Here is a 16,335-nt window from a genome sequence, read left to right as displayed (position 1 = left end):
CCTTGAAAGTCAGTCCGGGGCGCCGTTTTTTATGGGCTGGCTAAAACCAGCGCAGCGGCTCGCGTAAGGCCACCACCCGACCGATGATAATCAACGACGGGCTTTGCGCCTGCGTGGCCAGCTCGGCCAGCTCGCTCAGCTGCCCTGCCACAACGCGTTGTCGGGTCGAGGTGCCGTTTTCCACCAGCGCCACCGGCATCCCGCCGCTCATACCGTGCGCCAGCAGCTGCCGCTGGATCTCCGCCGCCTGCGTCAGACCCATATAGAACACCAGCGTCTGCCGCTCCGCCGCCAGGTTTTGCCAGTCCAGCTCACCGTTTTTCTGCACGTGGCCGGTCACCAGCCGCACGCTCTGCGCATAATCGCGATGGGTAAGCGGGATGCCGCTGTAGGCCGAGCAGCCCGACGCGGCGGTAATGCCCGGCACCACGGAAAAAGGAATGCCCGATCCGGACAGCGCCTCCAGCTCCTCCGCGCCGCGCCCAAAAATAAAGGGATCGCCGCCTTTCAGCCGCACCACGCGTTTTCCCTGGCCCGCCTGCTCCAGCAGGATTTGATTGATCTCCTCCTGGGGTACGCAGTGATAGCCCGCGCGTTTACCGACGAAGATCCTTTCCGCATCGCGCCTGACCAGCTCCAGCACCTCTTCAGATACCAGCCTGTCGTAAACCACCACGTCCGCCTGCTGGATCTGCTGTAGCCCTTTCAGCGTCAGCAGGCCCGCGTCGCCTGGCCCGGCGCCGACCAGCACCACTTCGCCCTGTTGCGCCAGCGGCTCGTTAAACAGCGCTTCCGTCAGCTTTTCCGCCTGCTTATCGTCCCCGTTGGCGAGCGTTTGCGCCAGCCGGTCGTGGTGGAACAGTTTTTCCCAGAAGCGCCTGCGCTGCCCGGCTTCGTTAAAGGTTGATTTTACCCGTGGTCGTAACGCGCCCGCCCACGCGGCAACTTTGCCCAAATGCTGCGGCAGCAGCGCTTCGATTTTTTCCCGCAGCAGGCGAGCCATCACCGGCGCGTCGCCAGCGCTGGAAATGGCAATCATCAGCGGCGAACGATCGACCACGGAAGGCATGATGGCGCTGGCCTGGGCAGGCGCGTCCACCACGTTGCAGAACATCTGCCGGGCGCTGGCGTAGTCGCTGACCTGCTGATTGACCTCATGACTGTCCGTCGCCGCTATTGCCAGCCAGCAGCCGTCAAGGTGTTCAGGGCTGAAGCGCGCTTCCCGCAGCGTCAGCTTCCCGGCCTGCTGCCATTCGTAAAAGGGGGAGGAAAAATGCGTGGCGCAGACGCGGACATCCGCCCCAGCCTTCAGCAGCAGCCGCGCTTTGCGCTCGGCCACGGCGCCGCCGCCGACCAGCAGGACGGTCTTATGGCGCAGGTCGCAAAAAAGAGGAAACCAGTTCACAGGAGGCTCGCAATAAAAAAGGGCCGCAATGCGCGGCCGTGAAAAAGAGAGAAGGGCTTATATCGCCACTTCCACCATGCCGTCGCGGACTCTGGCGGGCCAGGCGGGGATCGAGCGGCTCTCATCCTCCATACAGAGGCCGTCGCTCAGGCGAAAACGCTGCTTCTTCAGCGGGCTGGCAACCCACAGGCTTTGCTGGTGCTCGGCAATCAGGCCACGTGAGAGCACGCTGGCCTGGGCAAAGGGATCGATATTGCTCAGGGCGAACACCGCTTCATCGGCGCGAGGGCGAAACAGGGCAACCTGTTCTCCCGCCACCAGCGCACAAACGCCGGTGGCGGGCTGAATACTTTCTAAAGGGCAAACGCTATGCCACTGGCTCATGGCTGTTCCTCCATAACAACGGGAATACGCTCTTCGGGCCGCGCGGGCCGGTGCTGCTGACGCTCCGGCACGCTCTGCACCAGCGGGTCGCGGCTGTCGCTGTTGATAAAGTGGCGGAAGCGGGCAAGCCGCTCCGGTTGCGCAAGGGTTGCCTGCCACTCACAGACGAAGCGCTCGCGCAGGCGGGCCAGGTCGGCCTCCAGCTGCGCGTTGAGGCCCAGCTTGTCGTGGATAATGACCTGGCGCAGATAGTCGATGCCGCCGTCCAGGCTCTCCAGCCACAGCGAGGTGCGCTGCAATTTATCGGCGGTGCGGATATAAAACAGCATAAAGCGATCCAGATAGCGGATAAGCGTGTCCCGATCCAGATCCGCCGCCAGCAGATCGCCGTGGCGCGGCTTCATACCGCCGTTGCCGCAGACGTAAAGGTTCCAGCCTTTTTCCGTAGCGATGATGCCGACATCTTTGCTTTGCGCTTCCGAGCATTCACGGGTGCAGCCCGACACGCCAAATTTCATCTTGTGCGGCGTGCGGATGCCCTTGTAGCGGTTTTCCAGCTCCACGCCCAGCCCCACAGAGTCGCCGACGCCGAAGCGGCACCAGCTGCTGCCCACGCAGGTTTTCGCCATGCGCAGCGCTTTGGCGTAGGCGTGGCCGGTTTCAAAACCGGCTTCGATCAGCGTCTGCCAGATGGCGGGCAGATCGTCTTTCTGCGCGCCGAACAGACCGATGCGCTGCGAGCCGGTGATCTTGGTGTAAAGGCCGTAGCGGCTGGCAACCTCGCCAATGGCTATCAGCCCGGCTGGGGTGATCTCGCCGCCCGCAGAGCGCGGGATCACGGAGTAGGTGCCGTCTTTCTGAATATTGCCAAGAAAGCTGTCATTGCTGTCCTGCAAAGGCACCAGCGAAGGCTGGAGGGCATAATCGTTCCAGCACGAGGCAAGTAATGACGCTACCGTGGGTTTACAGACCTCGCAGCCATAGCCCTGGCCATATTTGCTAAGCAGCTGCTCAAAGGTTTGGATCTCTTCCACGCGGATCAGGTGATACAGCTCCTGGCGGGAATAGTGAAAGTGTTCGCAAAGGTGGCTGTTAACTTCAATGCCCTGGCGGCTCAGCTCGGCGTTCAGCACCTGGGTCATCAGCGGCACGCAGCCGCCGCAGCCGGTGCCGGCTTTGGTTTCCGCCTTCAGCGCCGCCACGGTATGGCAGCCGTTGTGGATCGCCAGCACCAGGTCGCCTTTGGTGACGTCAAAGCAGGAACAGATTTGCGCCGTTTCCGGCAGCGAATCCACGCCCAGCGCCGGTTTGCTTCCCGCATGGGCGGGCAGGATCAGCGTGTCGGGGTTGTCCGGCAGTTCGATGCCGTTAAGCATCAGCTGCAGCAGATTGCCGTAGTCGCTGGTATCGCCCACCAGCACCGCGCCCAGCAGCTTTTTATTGTCCGCGCTGACCACCAGACGCTTATAGACCTCTTTGTTTTCATCCAGGTAGAGATAGCTGCGCGCGCCTTCCGTCCGGCCGTGCGCATCGCCGATACCGCCGACGTCCACGCCCAGCAGCTTGAGCTTCGCGCTCATATCCGCGCCGGTAAAGGCGTTCTCCCGACCCAGCAGGCTGTCTGCCGTAACCTGCGCCATTTTGTAGCCCGGCGCCACCAGGCCATACACGCGTTCCTGCCAGGCGGCGCATTCGCCAATGGCGTAAATATCTGCATCCGTAGTGCGGCAGCTGTCGTCAATCACTACGCCGCCGCGCGGGCCAATGGCAAGGCCGGCTTCTCTGGCGAGACGATCCTGCGGGCGAATGCCGGTGGAAAACACGATAAAATCGACCGCCAGCTGGCTTTCATCCGCAAACTGCAGGATTTTTCCGCCTGACGGGCCGTCAATAATCTGTCGGGTATTTTTGCTGGTATGAACGGCAACGCCCATTCCTTCGATTTTTTTCCGCAGCAGCTTTCCGCCCAGCGGATCGAGCTGTTCCGCCATCAGCACGGGCGCGAACTCCACCACGTGCGTTTCCATGCCCAGATTTTTCAGCGCGCCGGCGGCCTCCAGCCCCAGCAGACCGCCGCCGATCACCGCGCCGCTACGGCTGTTACGGGCGCAGGCTTCGATTGCGTCCAGATCGTCCAGCGTACGATAAACAAAGCAGCTGTTCCCGTCGGCGCCTGCAATTGGCGGCACCCAGGGATAAGAGCCGGTCGCCAGCACCAGCTTATCGTAACTCACCGCGCGGCCCTGGTCGGAATACACCACCTTTTCCTGGCGGTCGATTGTTAAGGCCTTTTCACCAGTTAGCACGCTTATTTTATGCTTTTCGCAGAAGCCTTCCGCCACCAGCGAAAGGGCCTCGGCGCTGTGATGGGTGAAATAAGCGGAGAGATGCACGCGATCGTAAGCCACGCGAGGCTCTTCGCAAAAAACCGTGATGTCGAACTGCTCCGGCGCGGCCTTTTCGGCCAGCTCTTCCAGCAGGCGATGCCCTACCATGCCGTTGCCAATAATAACGAGTCGGGTGCGCATTTGTGCCTCACATTACAAAATAATGCCGCTACAATAGCGCGCAAAACTCCAGGGTTATTGATGTATATCAAGCCAGTTTTTAAATACCCCTTTATGGGTAGAGTGATGATTTTTAAGCTTTTTTAAGTAAGTTATGGATTTTACTGGTATTGCTCCCGTCTCGCTCCGCCACAAAGGATGGTATGGTTAAAAAAACCACCGACGTTCAGGAGCGTGTTTATGCAGGCTATTCCATTAAAAAGCATTCACCATGTGCGATTGCCGTGGCGTGAGGGACTCTGGCAGATTGCTATCCGCGACGGCAAAATCGCCACGATCTCGCCCCAGTCGCACGGCGCCGCGCAGGAAGGATCGCTGGATGCGGAGGGCGGGCTGGCTTTTCCGCCTTTTATTGAGCCGCATATCCATCTTGATACCACCCAGACCGCAGGCGAACCGGCCTGGAATGAATCCGGTACGCTGTTTGAAGGCATTGAGCGCTGGGCAGAGCGTAAAGCGATGTTGGATCATGAAGATGTCAAAACCCGCGCGCGGCAGACGCTGAAATGGCAGATCGCCAACGGTATCCAGCATGTGCGCACGCACGTAGACGTGTCCGATCCCTCGCTTACCGCGCTGCGGGCCATGCTGGAAGTGAAAAGCGAGATGGCACCCTGGGTCGATATCCAGATCGTCGCGTTTCCGCAGGAGGGCATTCTCTCGTACCCCGATGGCGAAGCCCTGCTGGAAGAGGCGCTGCGGCTGGGCGCGGACGTGGTTGGCGCTATCCCGCATTTTGAATTTACGCGCGAGTATGGCCTGGAGTCGCTGCATAAAACTTTCGCGCTGGCGCAGAAGTATCAGCGCATGATTGACGTGCACTGCGACGAAATCGACGACGAACAGTCGCGCTTTGTGGAAACCGTCGCCGCGCTGGCGCTGCGCGAGAAAATGGGCGCCCGCGTCACCGCCAGCCATACCACGGCGATGCACTCTTATAACGGCGCTTATACCTCGCGTCTGTTTCGGCTGCTGAAGCTTTCCGGCATCAATTTTGTCGCCAATCCGCTGGTGAATATCCATCTTCAGGGACGCTTCGACAGCTATCCCAAACGGCGCGGCGTAACGCGGGTAAAAGAGATGCTGGAGGCGGAGATCAACGTCTGCTTTGGCCACGATGACGTTTTCGATCCCTGGTATCCGCTCGGCACCGCCAATATGCTTCAGGTGCTGCATATGGGGATGCATGTTTGTCAGCTGATGGGGTATGGCCAGCTGGATGAAGGCATTAAGCTGATTACGCATAACAGCGCCAGAACCCTACAGCTGCAGGATTACGGCATTCAGAGCGGCAACAGCGCCAACCTGATTATCCTGCCTGCGGAGAACGGTTTTGATGCGCTGCGGCGTCAGGTGCCGACGCGTTATTCGATCCGTCAGGGAAGGGTGATTGCACAAACGCAGCCTGCGGCGAGCACAATTTATTTAGCGGAGAGCGAAAAAGTGGATTTTCGGCGCTAATAAAAAAGGCCGGTTTCCCGGCCTTTCCCGTTAGTGCGAGGACATATGCCCGTGCAGCTTGTGTTTGCTGACGAAGCCCAGCAGCAGGCACATCACGAACACCACCGCGTACAGCATGTTAGCGGTAGAGAGCGCCGCGTGAGCGCCGTGCTTATCCACAATCGGGCCGGTGACCACGAAAGTCAGCATGGTGCCAACGGTGCCGCAGGTCAGAATAAAGTTCACCAGCTTTGGCGAAGAGACTTTAGTCTGGAGCGATCCCAGCGTAATGATGGTGGTGTAGATGGCGCTGGAGAAGAAGCCCAGGCTCATCATGATCCACTTCAGCATGCTGGCGTCGCTGCTGCTGATAAACCAGTACATCAGCGCCGTCGCCAGCAGCGCCAGTACGGTGACGATGCGCTGCGGATCGAAGAAGCGCAGAATGGCGCTGAACGCCCACATGCCGATCATATAGGCGGTCCAGAAGTTGCCGACCAGCGCGCCAGCCTGGGTCAGATCCATGCCCATGGTTTTTGTGGCGTACAGCGGCACCCAGCCGATAAAGCCAAGCTGGCCGAGGATGTAGCAGAGCGCGGCGACAGACAGGAACAGCACGCCGATGCCCCATTTCTCTTTTTCCACGTTCTGAACGGCGGCTTTTTTGCCCAGCACGGGAAACTCAAAGCAGAGCGCCAGCACAAAAATAGCCAGGTAGATCACGCCGATACAGACATAAACCCAGTACCACGGCAGCGAACGCGCCAGCAGCGCGGCGGCGATAATGGGAAAAATAGTGCCCGCCATGCTGAAGAAGGAGTCGGTAAACAGCAGGCGCGAACCGCGCTGACGGCCTTCGTACAGATGGGTGATCAGGAAAGTACCAATCGACATGGTGATGCCGCTGACCACGCCCAACACGAACATACAGAGCGAGAAGACGCTCAGCGAGTGGCTGGTCATTAGCCCCAGTATGGCGAGCACCATCAGCACGAAGCCGAAAATCAGCTGTCGGCGCAGAGGAATGATTTCCATCAGCCAGGCGTTAAGAAACACGGCGACTAAAATGCCGGCGTTCAGGAAGGTGAAGGTGTTGCTCATCTGCGCAACTGGCAGATGAAAATAGTCAGCAATATTCTCCAATACCATACCGGTGACGATTACTACCGCGCCGGTTAGCGCATAGGAGAAAAAGCTGATCCAGGTAAGCCCGATTCGATCGCGATTAGTCATAGTTGTGGCCCGTGGAGTCAAGAGTTGTGAGGCTGGACGCTCACGCTAAGCGCGGGCAGTTTAGCTGGATTCGTGATCTGCTTAAATAAATAATGCAAGTTTCCCCAGCGATTTCAGGATATTCGTGATGAATATCACCGTTTTTTGCCTGGCGAAAGCGTTTGCGTCGGCCCGGCACGCGTAAAAATAGGTAAAACGCTGGCGCAGGGATAAGCGCCTCTTTACAATCAGCTTTCGGCCTGTAGCCCTTAAGTAAGGAATCTTTTATGTTAAAACGTACTTTGACAGCGGTCGCCACCGTGTTTGCGTTATCTACGCTCTCCGCTTCTGCCCTGGCGGCAAAAGGAGATACGCACGTGCTGCTGACCACCTCTGCTGGCAATATTGAGCTGGAACTCAATAATCAAAAGGCCCCGATTTCCACGAAGAACTTTGTTGATTACGTCAACAATGGCTTCTACAACAACACCGTTTTCCATCGCGTGATCCCGGGCTTTATGGTGCAGGGCGGCGGCTTTACCGCCGATATGCAGCAGAAACCTGGCGCCGCGCCGATTAAAAACGAAGCGGATAACGGCCTGCTGAACAAGCGCGGCACCATCTCCATGGCCCGCACCGCCGATAAAGACAGCGCTACCAGCCAGTTCTTTCTCAATGTAGCGGACAACGCTTTCCTGGATCACGGCCAGCGTGACTTTGGCTATGCCGTCTTTGGCAAAGTGGTGAAAGGCCAGGAAGTGGTGGATAAAATCGCTCAGGTGCCGACCCAGAATATGGGGCCATACCAGAACGTGCCGGTTAAACCTGTCGTGATCCTTTCCGCAAAAATCCTGCCTTAACGCTCCGGTCGGGGGATTGCTGCTGATAATCAGCTAAGCTTTTAGCAGCAATTACCCCTTCAAGGAGAACTCATGTCCAGAAAGCTCACCGACAAGCAAAAAAATACGCTCTGGCAGCAGCGTCTGCCGACCAACTTCCTGGCGAGCTTTTTATTAACGGGTTCCCTGCCCGAACTGGGCACGCGCAATCCGGGTCTGCCTCATCTGCGCGCCATGCACCGCGCGCTTTTTCAGGATGTGCTGGAGGAGGCGGGCGAGCTGCGCGAAGTCGATATCGCCATCGGCGACACGCCCTGCTGCCACTTTGAATACATCGAGAAAGAAGGCAACGCGCTGATGCAGGCGCTGGAAGAAGAGAACGGTCTGGCCGATCTGCCGCTGGATCGCATGGCGGAAAGGCTCGCCTGGTACTACTGCGAGCTGACCGTGCTGCATCCTTTTCTGCGCGGCAACGGACGCGCCCAGCGGCTTTTTTTCGAACAGCTGATTATCCATGCCGGTTGCGACATTCAATGGAGCCTGATCGACAGCGAAAGCTGGCAGGCGGCCGTTAAGGCAAGCCTGGCGGGCGACTTATCGCTGCTGGAAGCCGCTTTCGGCAAAGTCATCAGCGAGCGGGACGAAAACGCGTAGAATAGCGGCGTTTCTTTTTTCCCGGAGCTTGTATGCTGCTGCTGATCGATAACTATGACTCTTTTACCTGGAACCTTTATCAATATTTTTGTGAAGCAGGCGCAGATGTTCACGTCAGACGTAACGACGAGCTGACGCTGGCGCAAATAAGCGAGCTAAAGCCTGAACATCTGGTGATTTCGCCGGGGCCGTGCACGCCCAACGAGGCGGGCATCTCGCTGGAGGCTATCCGGGCCTTCGCCGGAAAAATCCCGGTGCTTGGCGTTTGTCTGGGGCATCAGGCGATAGCGCAGGCTTTTGGCGCGCGTATTGTGCGGGCGCGTGAGGTAATGCACGGTAAAACCTCGCTGATTGAGCATAATAACAGCGGCGTTTTTAACGGCCTGAATCATCCGCTACGGGTAACGCGCTATCATTCGCTAATCGTCGAGGCTGCCTCGCTCCCCGCCGATTTTGAGGTGACGGCCTGGTCGCTGCGCGACGGCGAGAAGGACGAGATCATGGGCGTGCGGCATCGTGATTTGCCGCTGGAAGGCGTGCAGTTTCATCCGGAAAGTATCCTCAGCGAGCAGGGGCATCAGCTGCTGAAGAATTTCCTCAGGCAATAAATTTGGTTGCCTTAAAGTGATTTTTTATGCATATTTTGTGATTATAATTTCAGTGGCTCTGTAACGTAAAAAGATGAGGTTGGCAATGGCAGCGGATAAATTATCGGTAACGCGCTCGACGTTTGATGAAGTGATTTTGCCTGTTTATGCACCAGCGCAGTTTGTGCCGGTTAAGGGAAAAGGCAGCCGCGTCTGGGATCAGCAGGGTAAAGAGTACGTCGACTTTTCCGGCGGTATCGCCGTTACCGCGCTGGGCCACTGTCATCCGGCGCTGGTGGAAGCGCTGAAAACGCAGGGTGAAACCCTGTGGCACACCAGCAACGTCTTCACCAACGAACCCGCGCTGCGCCTGGCCAGCAAGCTGATTGCCGCCACTTTCGCCGAACGCGTGTTCTTCGCTAACTCCGGCGCGGAAGCCAACGAGGCGGCCTTTAAGCTGGCTCGTTATTACGCGACTAAACGCCATTCGCCTTTTAAAAGCAAAATTATCGCGTTTCATAACGCCTTCCACGGCCGCACGCTGTTTACCGTTTCCGTCGGCGGCCAGCCGAAATATTCCGACGGCTTTGGCCCTAAACCAGCGGACATCGTCCACGTGCCGTTTAACGATCTTAACGCGGTAAAAGCGGTTATCGACGACCATACCTGCGCCATCGTGGTGGAACCTATCCAGGGCGAAGGCGGCGTGATGCCGGCTACTCAGGCGTTTATGCAGGGGCTGCGCGAGCTGTGCGACCAGCATCAGGCGCTGCTGGTGCTGGATGAGGTACAGAGCGGCATGGGCCGCAGCGGCAAGCTGTTTGCGTATGAACACTACGGCGTCCAGCCCGATATTCTGACCACCGCCAAAGCGCTGGGCGGCGGCTTTCCGGTCAGCGCCATGCTGACCACCAACGAGATCGCCTCGGTGATGGCGCCCGGCGTGCACGGCACCACCTATGGCGGCAACCCGCTGGCCTGCGCGGTAGCGGAAGCGGCGCTGGATATCATCAATACGCAAGAAGTGCTGAACGGTGTAGAGGCGCGCCGCGAGCAGTTTGTCGCCGCGCTGAAAGCGCTGGACGCGCAGCTGGATCTGTTCAGCGACATTCGCGGCAAAGGCCTGCTGATTGGCGCGGCGCTGAAGCCGCAGCATGCCGGTAAAGCGCGCGATATTCTGAACGCCGCCGCCGCCGAAGGCGTAATGATCCTCAATGCCGGGACGGACGTGATCCGTTTTGCGCCGTCGCTGGTCATTGAACCGACCGATATCGAAGAGGGCATGAACCGCTTCGCCACCGCCGTGAAAAAACTGCTGGCTTAACTCGTCAGGCCGGAAGCCTCGCGCTTCCGGCTAAACAGGCGCGTCGTCTGCACCAGGCCGCTTACACGCGCCGAAAAACTTCTGCTCAGCATCATCAGGCTGATTTCCGTAAATGGCGCGACAGCCAGCGGCCATGATGAGGTCGGCTGCTCCAGGCCAACGAAGAAATAGTGTGCATCACGCCAAGATGTTCCAGAATGCGCTTTATGTGCCTTTCCATCACCGTCGTCGCGCCCTGCTGAAAGGGCGTATCCGTCTCCAGCACGTTGTTTGTGGAACTCGGCCCGTCATACTCCAGCCGCTGCTGGCAGCGCTGTAGCGCAATTTCGCACGCCTGTAGATAGCGCTCGGCCAGCTGCGGCGTCAGCATGGTATGTTCACGCGCTAAAATGGTCATGGCGTTGATATGCTCAACGATAAACTGACTGTGCGTAACCCAAAGCTTCATATCGGCCAGGTAGCGGGCGTCGAAACCCGGCTCCTGCATCGCCTGGTTCAGCGAGTTAAACAGCGCGTTGTGCGCCTGGTTAACGCGCATACGCTGCCAGGCAAGCTTCTGCGGACTCTCTTCGTCCCCCAGCAGTTTCTGGAGCGCTTCCTGATAGGTTTCCAGCGCGTCGTGCGCATTCTGCCGCAGCAGGCCGCTTTGCCACTGCGGCCACAGCCAGATCATCCCGGCAAAGGCGATCAGGCAGCCCATCAGCGTATCCAGCAGGCGCGGCAGCAGAAAGTCGGCGCCGTTCAGCGACAGCAGCTGAAGCGAATATACCGCCGTCACGGTAAAGCCGATCGTCGCCAGGCCGTAATATTTGCGGATCACCAGATAGCCCGCCAGCGTCAGCGTCAGCATCACCAGCAGCACAGCCGATTCCGGCACCTGAAAGCGTAGCGTCAGCGCGGCCACCACCAGCCCGCCCAGCGTGCCCAGCGCACGGTGCTGAATACGTACCCTGGTCGCGCTGTAGCCGTTCTGGCTGACAAACATCACCGTCATCAGCAGCCAGTAAGGCTTGGGCAGATTAAACGAGAGCGCCAGGGTGCTGGCGAAAGCGAGCATAACCGCAAACCTGGCGGCGGTGCGCAGCGCGGCGGATTTCAGCGACAGATAGCTTCTGATGGCAGATAGCAGCGGCAGTCGTTTCTGACGATCCGCCATCAGATCGCGCTGGTAAAGCGGACGCTGGGTACGCAGCACGCGGGCGATACGGCTGAAATGCCAGGCGCAAAAGTTGCCGACCGGGTTGGCGGGATGCTGGCGGGCAATTTTTTCCAGCGCCTGCAGCTGTTTATCCATGCTGAAACGTGTCGGCAGACGGTGATAGAGAATATCGTCCGCCAGCTCGCGCAGCCTGGCCGCAATGGTCTGCGCGTTCCAGCGGATCACCGCCTCGGCATGGCTCTGCTCCACCAGTTTCTGCACCTCTTCCGGCTGATGCAGGCTGACAGCGATATGCTCCTGCAAATCCAGCGCAACCTGAAAAGCGCGGGTCAACCGCTTATGGTGATTATCGTTGCTGGCGGCCAGCATGTGCATTTGCTGATAGCAGGTATTGATAAGGTCGACCGCTTTTTGCTGGCGAGCCAGCAGCGGCGGCAGCGTTTTTTCCGGGTCGGCAAGCTGCGTCAGCAGGCTGTATTTGGCCTCGCAGTAGCCGGCCAGCTCGCGATAAAGCAGGCTGAGCGTTTCCCGCATCGGCTGCTCTTTCCACAGCCAGAACCAGAACCAGTTAAAGAGGCCGTACCAGACCGTGCCCAGGATATAAAGCGACGGCGGCTGCCAGATGGGCATCCGACCGGCCAGGCTCAGGGTAAAGATGCCGGCAATCAGCGCGCCGGGCAGCAGTCTGCCATGCAGCGGGCTGATTTCGCCGGTCACGCCCAGCAGCATGGCCATGGAAAACAGGATAATGGGCAGGGGAACGGCATAGTCGCCAAGATACTGCACCAGAAAGCTGCTGAAGGCGAAAAGGCCGCCGCCGATCAGCAGACGTTTAAAGAAGCGTTTATGGGGCGTATCCAGACCGGCGATATTGCAGCAGGCCGGCACCAGCGAGAACAGCAGGCCGTTTTGCAAATTGCCCAGCAGCCAGCCGACGGCGACGGGCAGGCAAAGCACCAGCGTCTGCCGCAGGGCGTAGTTAACTTCGGGATGGTAGATGAGTCGGCGCCACATTGCTTTGTACCCGCTGAAAAGGCGCAACGAAGGCATTGCGCCATGCAATCAGAGCGGTTTAGCGTGTACCGTAGACCACGATGGTTTTACCGTGTGCGGAGATCAGATTCTGATCTTCCAGCATCTTCAGAATACGGCCGACGGTTTCGCGCGAGCAGCCGACGATCTGGCCAATCTCCTGGCGGGTAATTTTGATCTGCATCCCATCCGGGTGGGTCATAGCGTCCGGCTGTTTGGCCAGATTCAATAGCGTTTGCGCGATGCGACCTGTCACATCGAGGAAAGCTAAATTGCCCACTTTCTCGGAGGTAACCTGCAGGCGGCGCGCCATCTGTGAAGAGAGACGCATCAGAATATCCGGGTTGACCTGGATCAGCTGGCGAAACTTCTTATAGGAGATTTCCGCCACTTCACAGGCCGTTTTTGCCCGCACCCATGCGCTGCGCTCCTGGCCTTCTTCAAACAGGCCAAGCTCGCCGATAAAATCGCCCTGGTTAAGGTAAGACAGGATCATCTCTTTACCTTCTTCATCCTTGATGAGCACCGCTACCGCGCCTTTGACGATGTAGTAAAGGGTTTCTGCTTTCTCACCCTGGTGGATCAGCGTGCTTTTGGATGGATACTTATGAATATGGCAATGTGACAGGAACCATTCAAGTGTCGGGTCTGTTTGCGGTTTGCCGAGAACCATTCGCTGTTATCCTCTGTTGTTATCGTGCCTAAATACAGGGGCAGAGTTCCCTGACAGGCGTTGAAATAGTCAAGCGCTTCCCATGCAGGAAAGTTATTCGGCTCTCTGTTGAGTGCCGGGCTCGTTATGTCGTCCCGTTTCGTCTGGTCTGTAGAGTACTGACGAAATACAGCCTTGTTTGTAGCACAGCTTTGCATGGGTGTCTTCTGTTGTCTCGCTTCAGCATAGCGGGAAATCTGCCGCGCTGCTGTTTTAGTTGCCCTAAGCCGACCGCGGCTTAACTAAATGAATTAGAGGAGTTTGTTATGCAAGCGAGCGTCAAATGGGTGGAAGGGCTGACCTTTTTGGGAGGATCCTCATCGGGCCATCAGATCGTGATGGACGGCAACGCGGGCGATAAAGCGCCCAGCCCGATGGAAATGCTGCTGATGGCGGCAGGCGGCTGTAGCGCGGCGGAAGTGGTTGCCATTCTGCAAAAAGGGCGTTTCACGGTAGACAACTGCGAGGTGAAGCTGACGTCAACCCGGCGCAAGAAGCCGCCGCGCCTGTTTACCCGCATCAACCTGCATTTTATTGTCAGCGGCAGCGGGCTGACGGATAAGGCGCTGGCGCGCGCGGTCAGCCTTGCTGTCGGGAAATATTGCCCGGTCGCGCTGATGCTGGGTAAGGGCGTGACCCTTACCCATAGCCATGAGATGGGCGTTACTTGATAGCTTTGCCTTCCATCAGGCGCTTGACCAGCGGCCCCATAATCAGCTCCATTGCCAGGCCCATTTTGCCGCCCGGCACCACCAGCGTGTTGATATGGGAGATAAAAGAGCCTTGCAGCATCGCCAGCAGATAGGGGAAGTCAATCTGTTCCAGCGCCTGGAAATGGATAACCACGAAGCTCTCGTCGAGCGAAGGAATGCCGCGCGCGGCAAAAGGGTTGGACGTATCCACGGTAGGGACACGCTGAAAGTTAATATGGGTGCGGGAAAATTGTGGCGTAATGAAGTTAATATAATCGTCCATTGAGCGCACCACGGAATCCATCACCGCCTCGCGTGAATGACCGCGTTCGCTGGTATCGCGGATCATTTTTTGGATCCACTCCAGGTTGACGATAGGCACCACGCCCACCAGCAGATCGACATGCTGCGAGACATTGTTCTGCGGCGTCACCACGCCGCCGTGCAGCCCTTCATAAAACAGCACGTCGGTGGGTTCCGGCAGCGGCTGCCACGGCGTAAAAGTGCCAGGCACCTGGTTCCAGGGCACCGCTTCGTCATAGGTGTGCAGATATTTTCTGGACTGGCCGCTGCCGCTGCGGCCATATTCCGCGAAGGTTTGCTCCAGCAGCGAAAAATCGTTGGCCTCCGGGCCGAAATAGCTGATATGGCGGCCCATATCGCGCGCTTTGCGGATTGCCATATCCATTTCGGGACGGGTATAGCGATGGAAGCTGTCGCCTTCCACTTCCGCCGCGTGCAGGTTCAGCTGCTGAAAAATTTTGCGGAAGGCCAGGCTGGTGGTGGTGGTGCCCGCGCCGCTGGAACCGGTCACGGCAATCACTGGATGTATGGCGGACATAAACGAGTTTCCTGTGAACGTTATTCCGCCATTGTTATCACGTTTTGCTATAGCCTGTCATCTTCTGCCCAGGGGTGAGCGCGCGGCAGAGGTTATGCAATAAAGCCAAGCGCGAACAGCGGTTTAGCCGTCAGGAAAACGAGATCGCCGTCTTCCGACTAGCTAAGCGGTAAGAAGAACACGGCGTCGCCGATAGGCTTTTGCCCCCTCAGCGGGAGGCTTTAACGGATCTGGCCTTTAGGCATGATATTGACCGTCTCGTGCAGCTCTGACCAGACCAGCACCGCCTCGCCGTTTGTCAGCTGACGACGAACGTCATTGACTTTTTGCTCCAGCGAGCGCTCCTGCTCGCCATAGTCGGTGCCTTCGCGCAGCACGAAGGCTTCAATCAGGTTAGCGAGCGTGTCCGGGTCCAGTTCTTTCCAGGGAATAATCATCGTTGTCCAGCCAGGTTGAAAGCCATTGCGGTATACGCTGCTCCAGCCACATTTGCGGCCTGCGCAGCGTTCCCCCCACGAATCCCACATGTCCGCCGTGCTGCGTCAGCTGATACGTTACGCAATCGGGCAGCCTGTCGGTTGCAGGAATGACCTCGTCGGTCATAAAGGGATCGTCTTTAGCATGAATAATCAGCAGAGGTTTACGCACGCCGGAAAGCAGCGGCAGCGCGCTACAGCGGCGATAGTAATCCGTCGCGTCCACAAAACCGTGCGCTCTGGCAGTAATGGCGTCGTCAAACTCCCTGAGTCTCTTAAGCGCCTTAAGCTGCGTCAGATCGACAGGCAGCGTGCCGGGCCAGGCGTGCAGTTTGCGGGTGGCGTTCTGCTTCAGCAAGTTTAGCAGGTAGCGCTGATAGACACGCGAGAATCCCTGCTCCAGCCGCTGGCTGCAGGGTTCCAGCATCAGCGGCGCGGAAACGATAACGCCGGCATCCAGCAAACAGCTGTCGCCCTGTTGGCCCATCAGGCAGCCCAGCATATTACCGCCAAGCGAAAAGCCCACGGCAGCGGTCGCCACCGTTCCCCAGGTTTCCCGTAGCCAGCGTAAAAAATAGCTGGCGTCTTCGGTTTCGCCCGAATGATAAATGCGCTCGAGACGGTTCGGTTCGCCGCCGCAGCCGCGAAAATGCATCACCACGCCCAGCCAGCCGCGCTGTCGACAGGCCTGCAAAAGCCCGTGCGCGTAAGGGCTGTGAAAGCTGCCCTCAAGGCCATGAAAAAGCACCACGCGCGGCTTGTGGCTCGCCTGCGCCGGATCTTCGCTCCAGGCAAGATCGACAAAATCACTGTCCGGCAGCGTCAGGCGCTGCCAGTGCGGCTGCAAAGCGATACGGCGACGAACCAGGCGCGGCAGGATGGTTTGCAAATGCGCGTTGCTCATGCCCGCCAGCGGACGAAAAGTATTTTCCAGCGACCCGTCAAAATTCATCTTCAAAAGGCTTCCCGGATCCTTGTCATACTGTTAGCTTCGATAAGTTTGTTGTTAAG

General features: G+C 58.2%; 15 protein-coding genes. 6 read left to right on the top strand and 9 right to left on the bottom strand.

The window, feature by feature from the left end; all coding sequences use genetic code 11:
• Positions 1-40: 40 nt before the first annotated feature.
• From cysG to nirB, 3 genes are read right to left on the bottom strand one after another with little or no spacing between them, the layout of a single operon-like run.
• Positions 41-1,405, bottom strand: coding sequence for a siroheme synthase CysG (cysG, locus tag QCD69_RS09545; RefSeq protein ID WP_301251828.1), 1,365 nt, complete (start codon positions 1,403-1,405; stop codon positions 41-43).
• Positions 1,406-1,462: 57 nt separating this feature from the next.
• Positions 1,463-1,789 carry a nitrite reductase small subunit NirD gene (nirD, locus tag QCD69_RS09540; protein ID WP_253457664.1) on the bottom strand — a complete coding sequence of 109 codons (327 nt, stop codon included), beginning with the start codon at positions 1,787-1,789 and terminating at the stop codon, positions 1,463-1,465.
• Positions 1,786-4,317: a nitrite reductase large subunit NirB gene (gene nirB, locus QCD69_RS09535; RefSeq protein ID WP_301251827.1), complete on the bottom strand. Its 2,532-nt coding sequence runs from the start codon at positions 4,315-4,317 to the stop codon at positions 1,786-1,788. The genes nirD and nirB overlap by 4 nt, the downstream gene beginning before the upstream one ends.
• Positions 4,318-4,536: 219 nt before the next feature.
• On the opposite strand from nirB, the gene QCD69_RS09530 reads away from it, so the two are divergent.
• Positions 4,537-5,817, top strand: a complete 1,281-nt coding sequence (locus tag QCD69_RS09530; RefSeq protein ID WP_301251826.1) for a cytosine deaminase — start codon at positions 4,537-4,539, stop codon at positions 5,815-5,817.
• A gap of 30 nt (positions 5,818-5,847) precedes the next feature.
• Here QCD69_RS09530 and tsgA read toward each other — a convergent pair whose 3' ends face one another.
• Complete coding sequence (gene tsgA / locus QCD69_RS09525) at positions 5,848-7,029, bottom strand: MFS transporter TsgA (protein ID WP_253457673.1); 1,182 nt, start codon at positions 7,027-7,029, stop codon at positions 5,848-5,850.
• Between the two features lie 266 nt (positions 7,030-7,295).
• Here tsgA and ppiA point away from each other — a divergent pair, with 266 nt between their 5' ends.
• The 4 genes from ppiA to argD all read left to right on the top strand — a co-directional run bounded on the left by ppiA (position 7,296) and on the right by argD (position 10,412).
• On the top strand, positions 7,296-7,868 hold the full coding sequence (ppiA, locus tag QCD69_RS09520; protein ID WP_253457676.1) for a peptidylprolyl isomerase A: 573 nt from the start codon (positions 7,296-7,298) through the stop codon (positions 7,866-7,868).
• 72 nt (positions 7,869-7,940) lie between these two features.
• Positions 7,941-8,501 (top strand): putative adenosine monophosphate-protein transferase Fic, encoded by a 561-nt coding sequence (locus tag QCD69_RS09515; protein ID WP_301251824.1) that lies wholly within the window; start codon positions 7,941-7,943, stop codon positions 8,499-8,501.
• A gap of 32 nt (positions 8,502-8,533) precedes the next feature.
• Positions 8,534-9,109, top strand: a complete 576-nt coding sequence (locus tag QCD69_RS09510; protein WP_253457682.1) for an aminodeoxychorismate synthase component II — start codon at positions 8,534-8,536, stop codon at positions 9,107-9,109.
• 85 nt (positions 9,110-9,194) lie between these two features.
• A complete protein-coding gene (gene argD / locus QCD69_RS09505) occupies positions 9,195-10,412 on the top strand; it encodes a bifunctional acetylornithine/succinyldiaminopimelate transaminase (RefSeq protein ID WP_253457683.1) in 1,218 nt (405 codons plus the stop codon).
• A gap of 94 nt (positions 10,413-10,506) precedes the next feature.
• Here argD and QCD69_RS09500 read toward each other — a convergent pair whose 3' ends face one another.
• Positions 10,507-12,585, bottom strand: coding sequence for a YccS/YhfK family putative transporter (locus tag QCD69_RS09500; protein ID WP_253457687.1), 2,079 nt, complete (start codon positions 12,583-12,585; stop codon positions 10,507-10,509).
• 58 nt (positions 12,586-12,643) lie between these two features.
• Positions 12,644-13,276 (bottom strand): cAMP-activated global transcriptional regulator CRP, encoded by a 633-nt coding sequence (gene crp, locus QCD69_RS09495; RefSeq protein WP_017803012.1) that lies wholly within the window; start codon positions 13,274-13,276, stop codon positions 12,644-12,646.
• Positions 13,277-13,581: 305 nt separating this feature from the next.
• Here crp and QCD69_RS09490 point away from each other — a divergent pair, with 305 nt between their 5' ends.
• Entirely contained in the window at positions 13,582-13,986 is a 405-nt protein-coding gene (locus QCD69_RS09490) for an OsmC family protein (protein WP_301251822.1), read from the top strand.
• On the opposite strand, the gene QCD69_RS09485 is transcribed toward QCD69_RS09490, so the two are convergent.
• The 3 genes from QCD69_RS09485 to QCD69_RS09475 all read right to left on the bottom strand — a co-directional run bounded on the left by QCD69_RS09485 (position 13,979) and on the right by QCD69_RS09475 (position 16,276).
• The gene (locus QCD69_RS09485; protein WP_125289852.1) at positions 13,979-14,848 is read right to left on the bottom strand and encodes a phosphoribulokinase; all 870 of its coding nucleotides are present in this window, start codon (positions 14,846-14,848) and stop codon (positions 13,979-13,981) included. The two genes, QCD69_RS09490 and QCD69_RS09485, sit on opposite strands and share 8 nt — an antisense overlap.
• A gap of 221 nt (positions 14,849-15,069) precedes the next feature.
• Entirely contained in the window at positions 15,070-15,285 is a 216-nt protein-coding gene (locus tag QCD69_RS09480; protein ID WP_253457694.1) for a YheU family protein, read from the bottom strand.
• On the bottom strand, positions 15,242-16,276 hold the full coding sequence (locus tag QCD69_RS09475; RefSeq protein WP_301251899.1) for a hydrolase: 1,035 nt from the start codon (positions 16,274-16,276) through the stop codon (positions 15,242-15,244). The genes QCD69_RS09480 and QCD69_RS09475 overlap by 44 nt, the downstream gene beginning before the upstream one ends.
• Positions 16,277-16,335 lie beyond the last annotated feature (59 nt).

The organism is Erwinia sp. PsM31, from assembly GCF_030433775.1.
GTDB classification, from domain to species: domain Bacteria; phylum Pseudomonadota; class Gammaproteobacteria; order Enterobacterales; family Enterobacteriaceae; genus Erwinia; species Erwinia aeris.
Note: the sequence above shows the minus strand (reverse complement) of the source record. Positions and strands in the feature narration are given on the sequence as shown.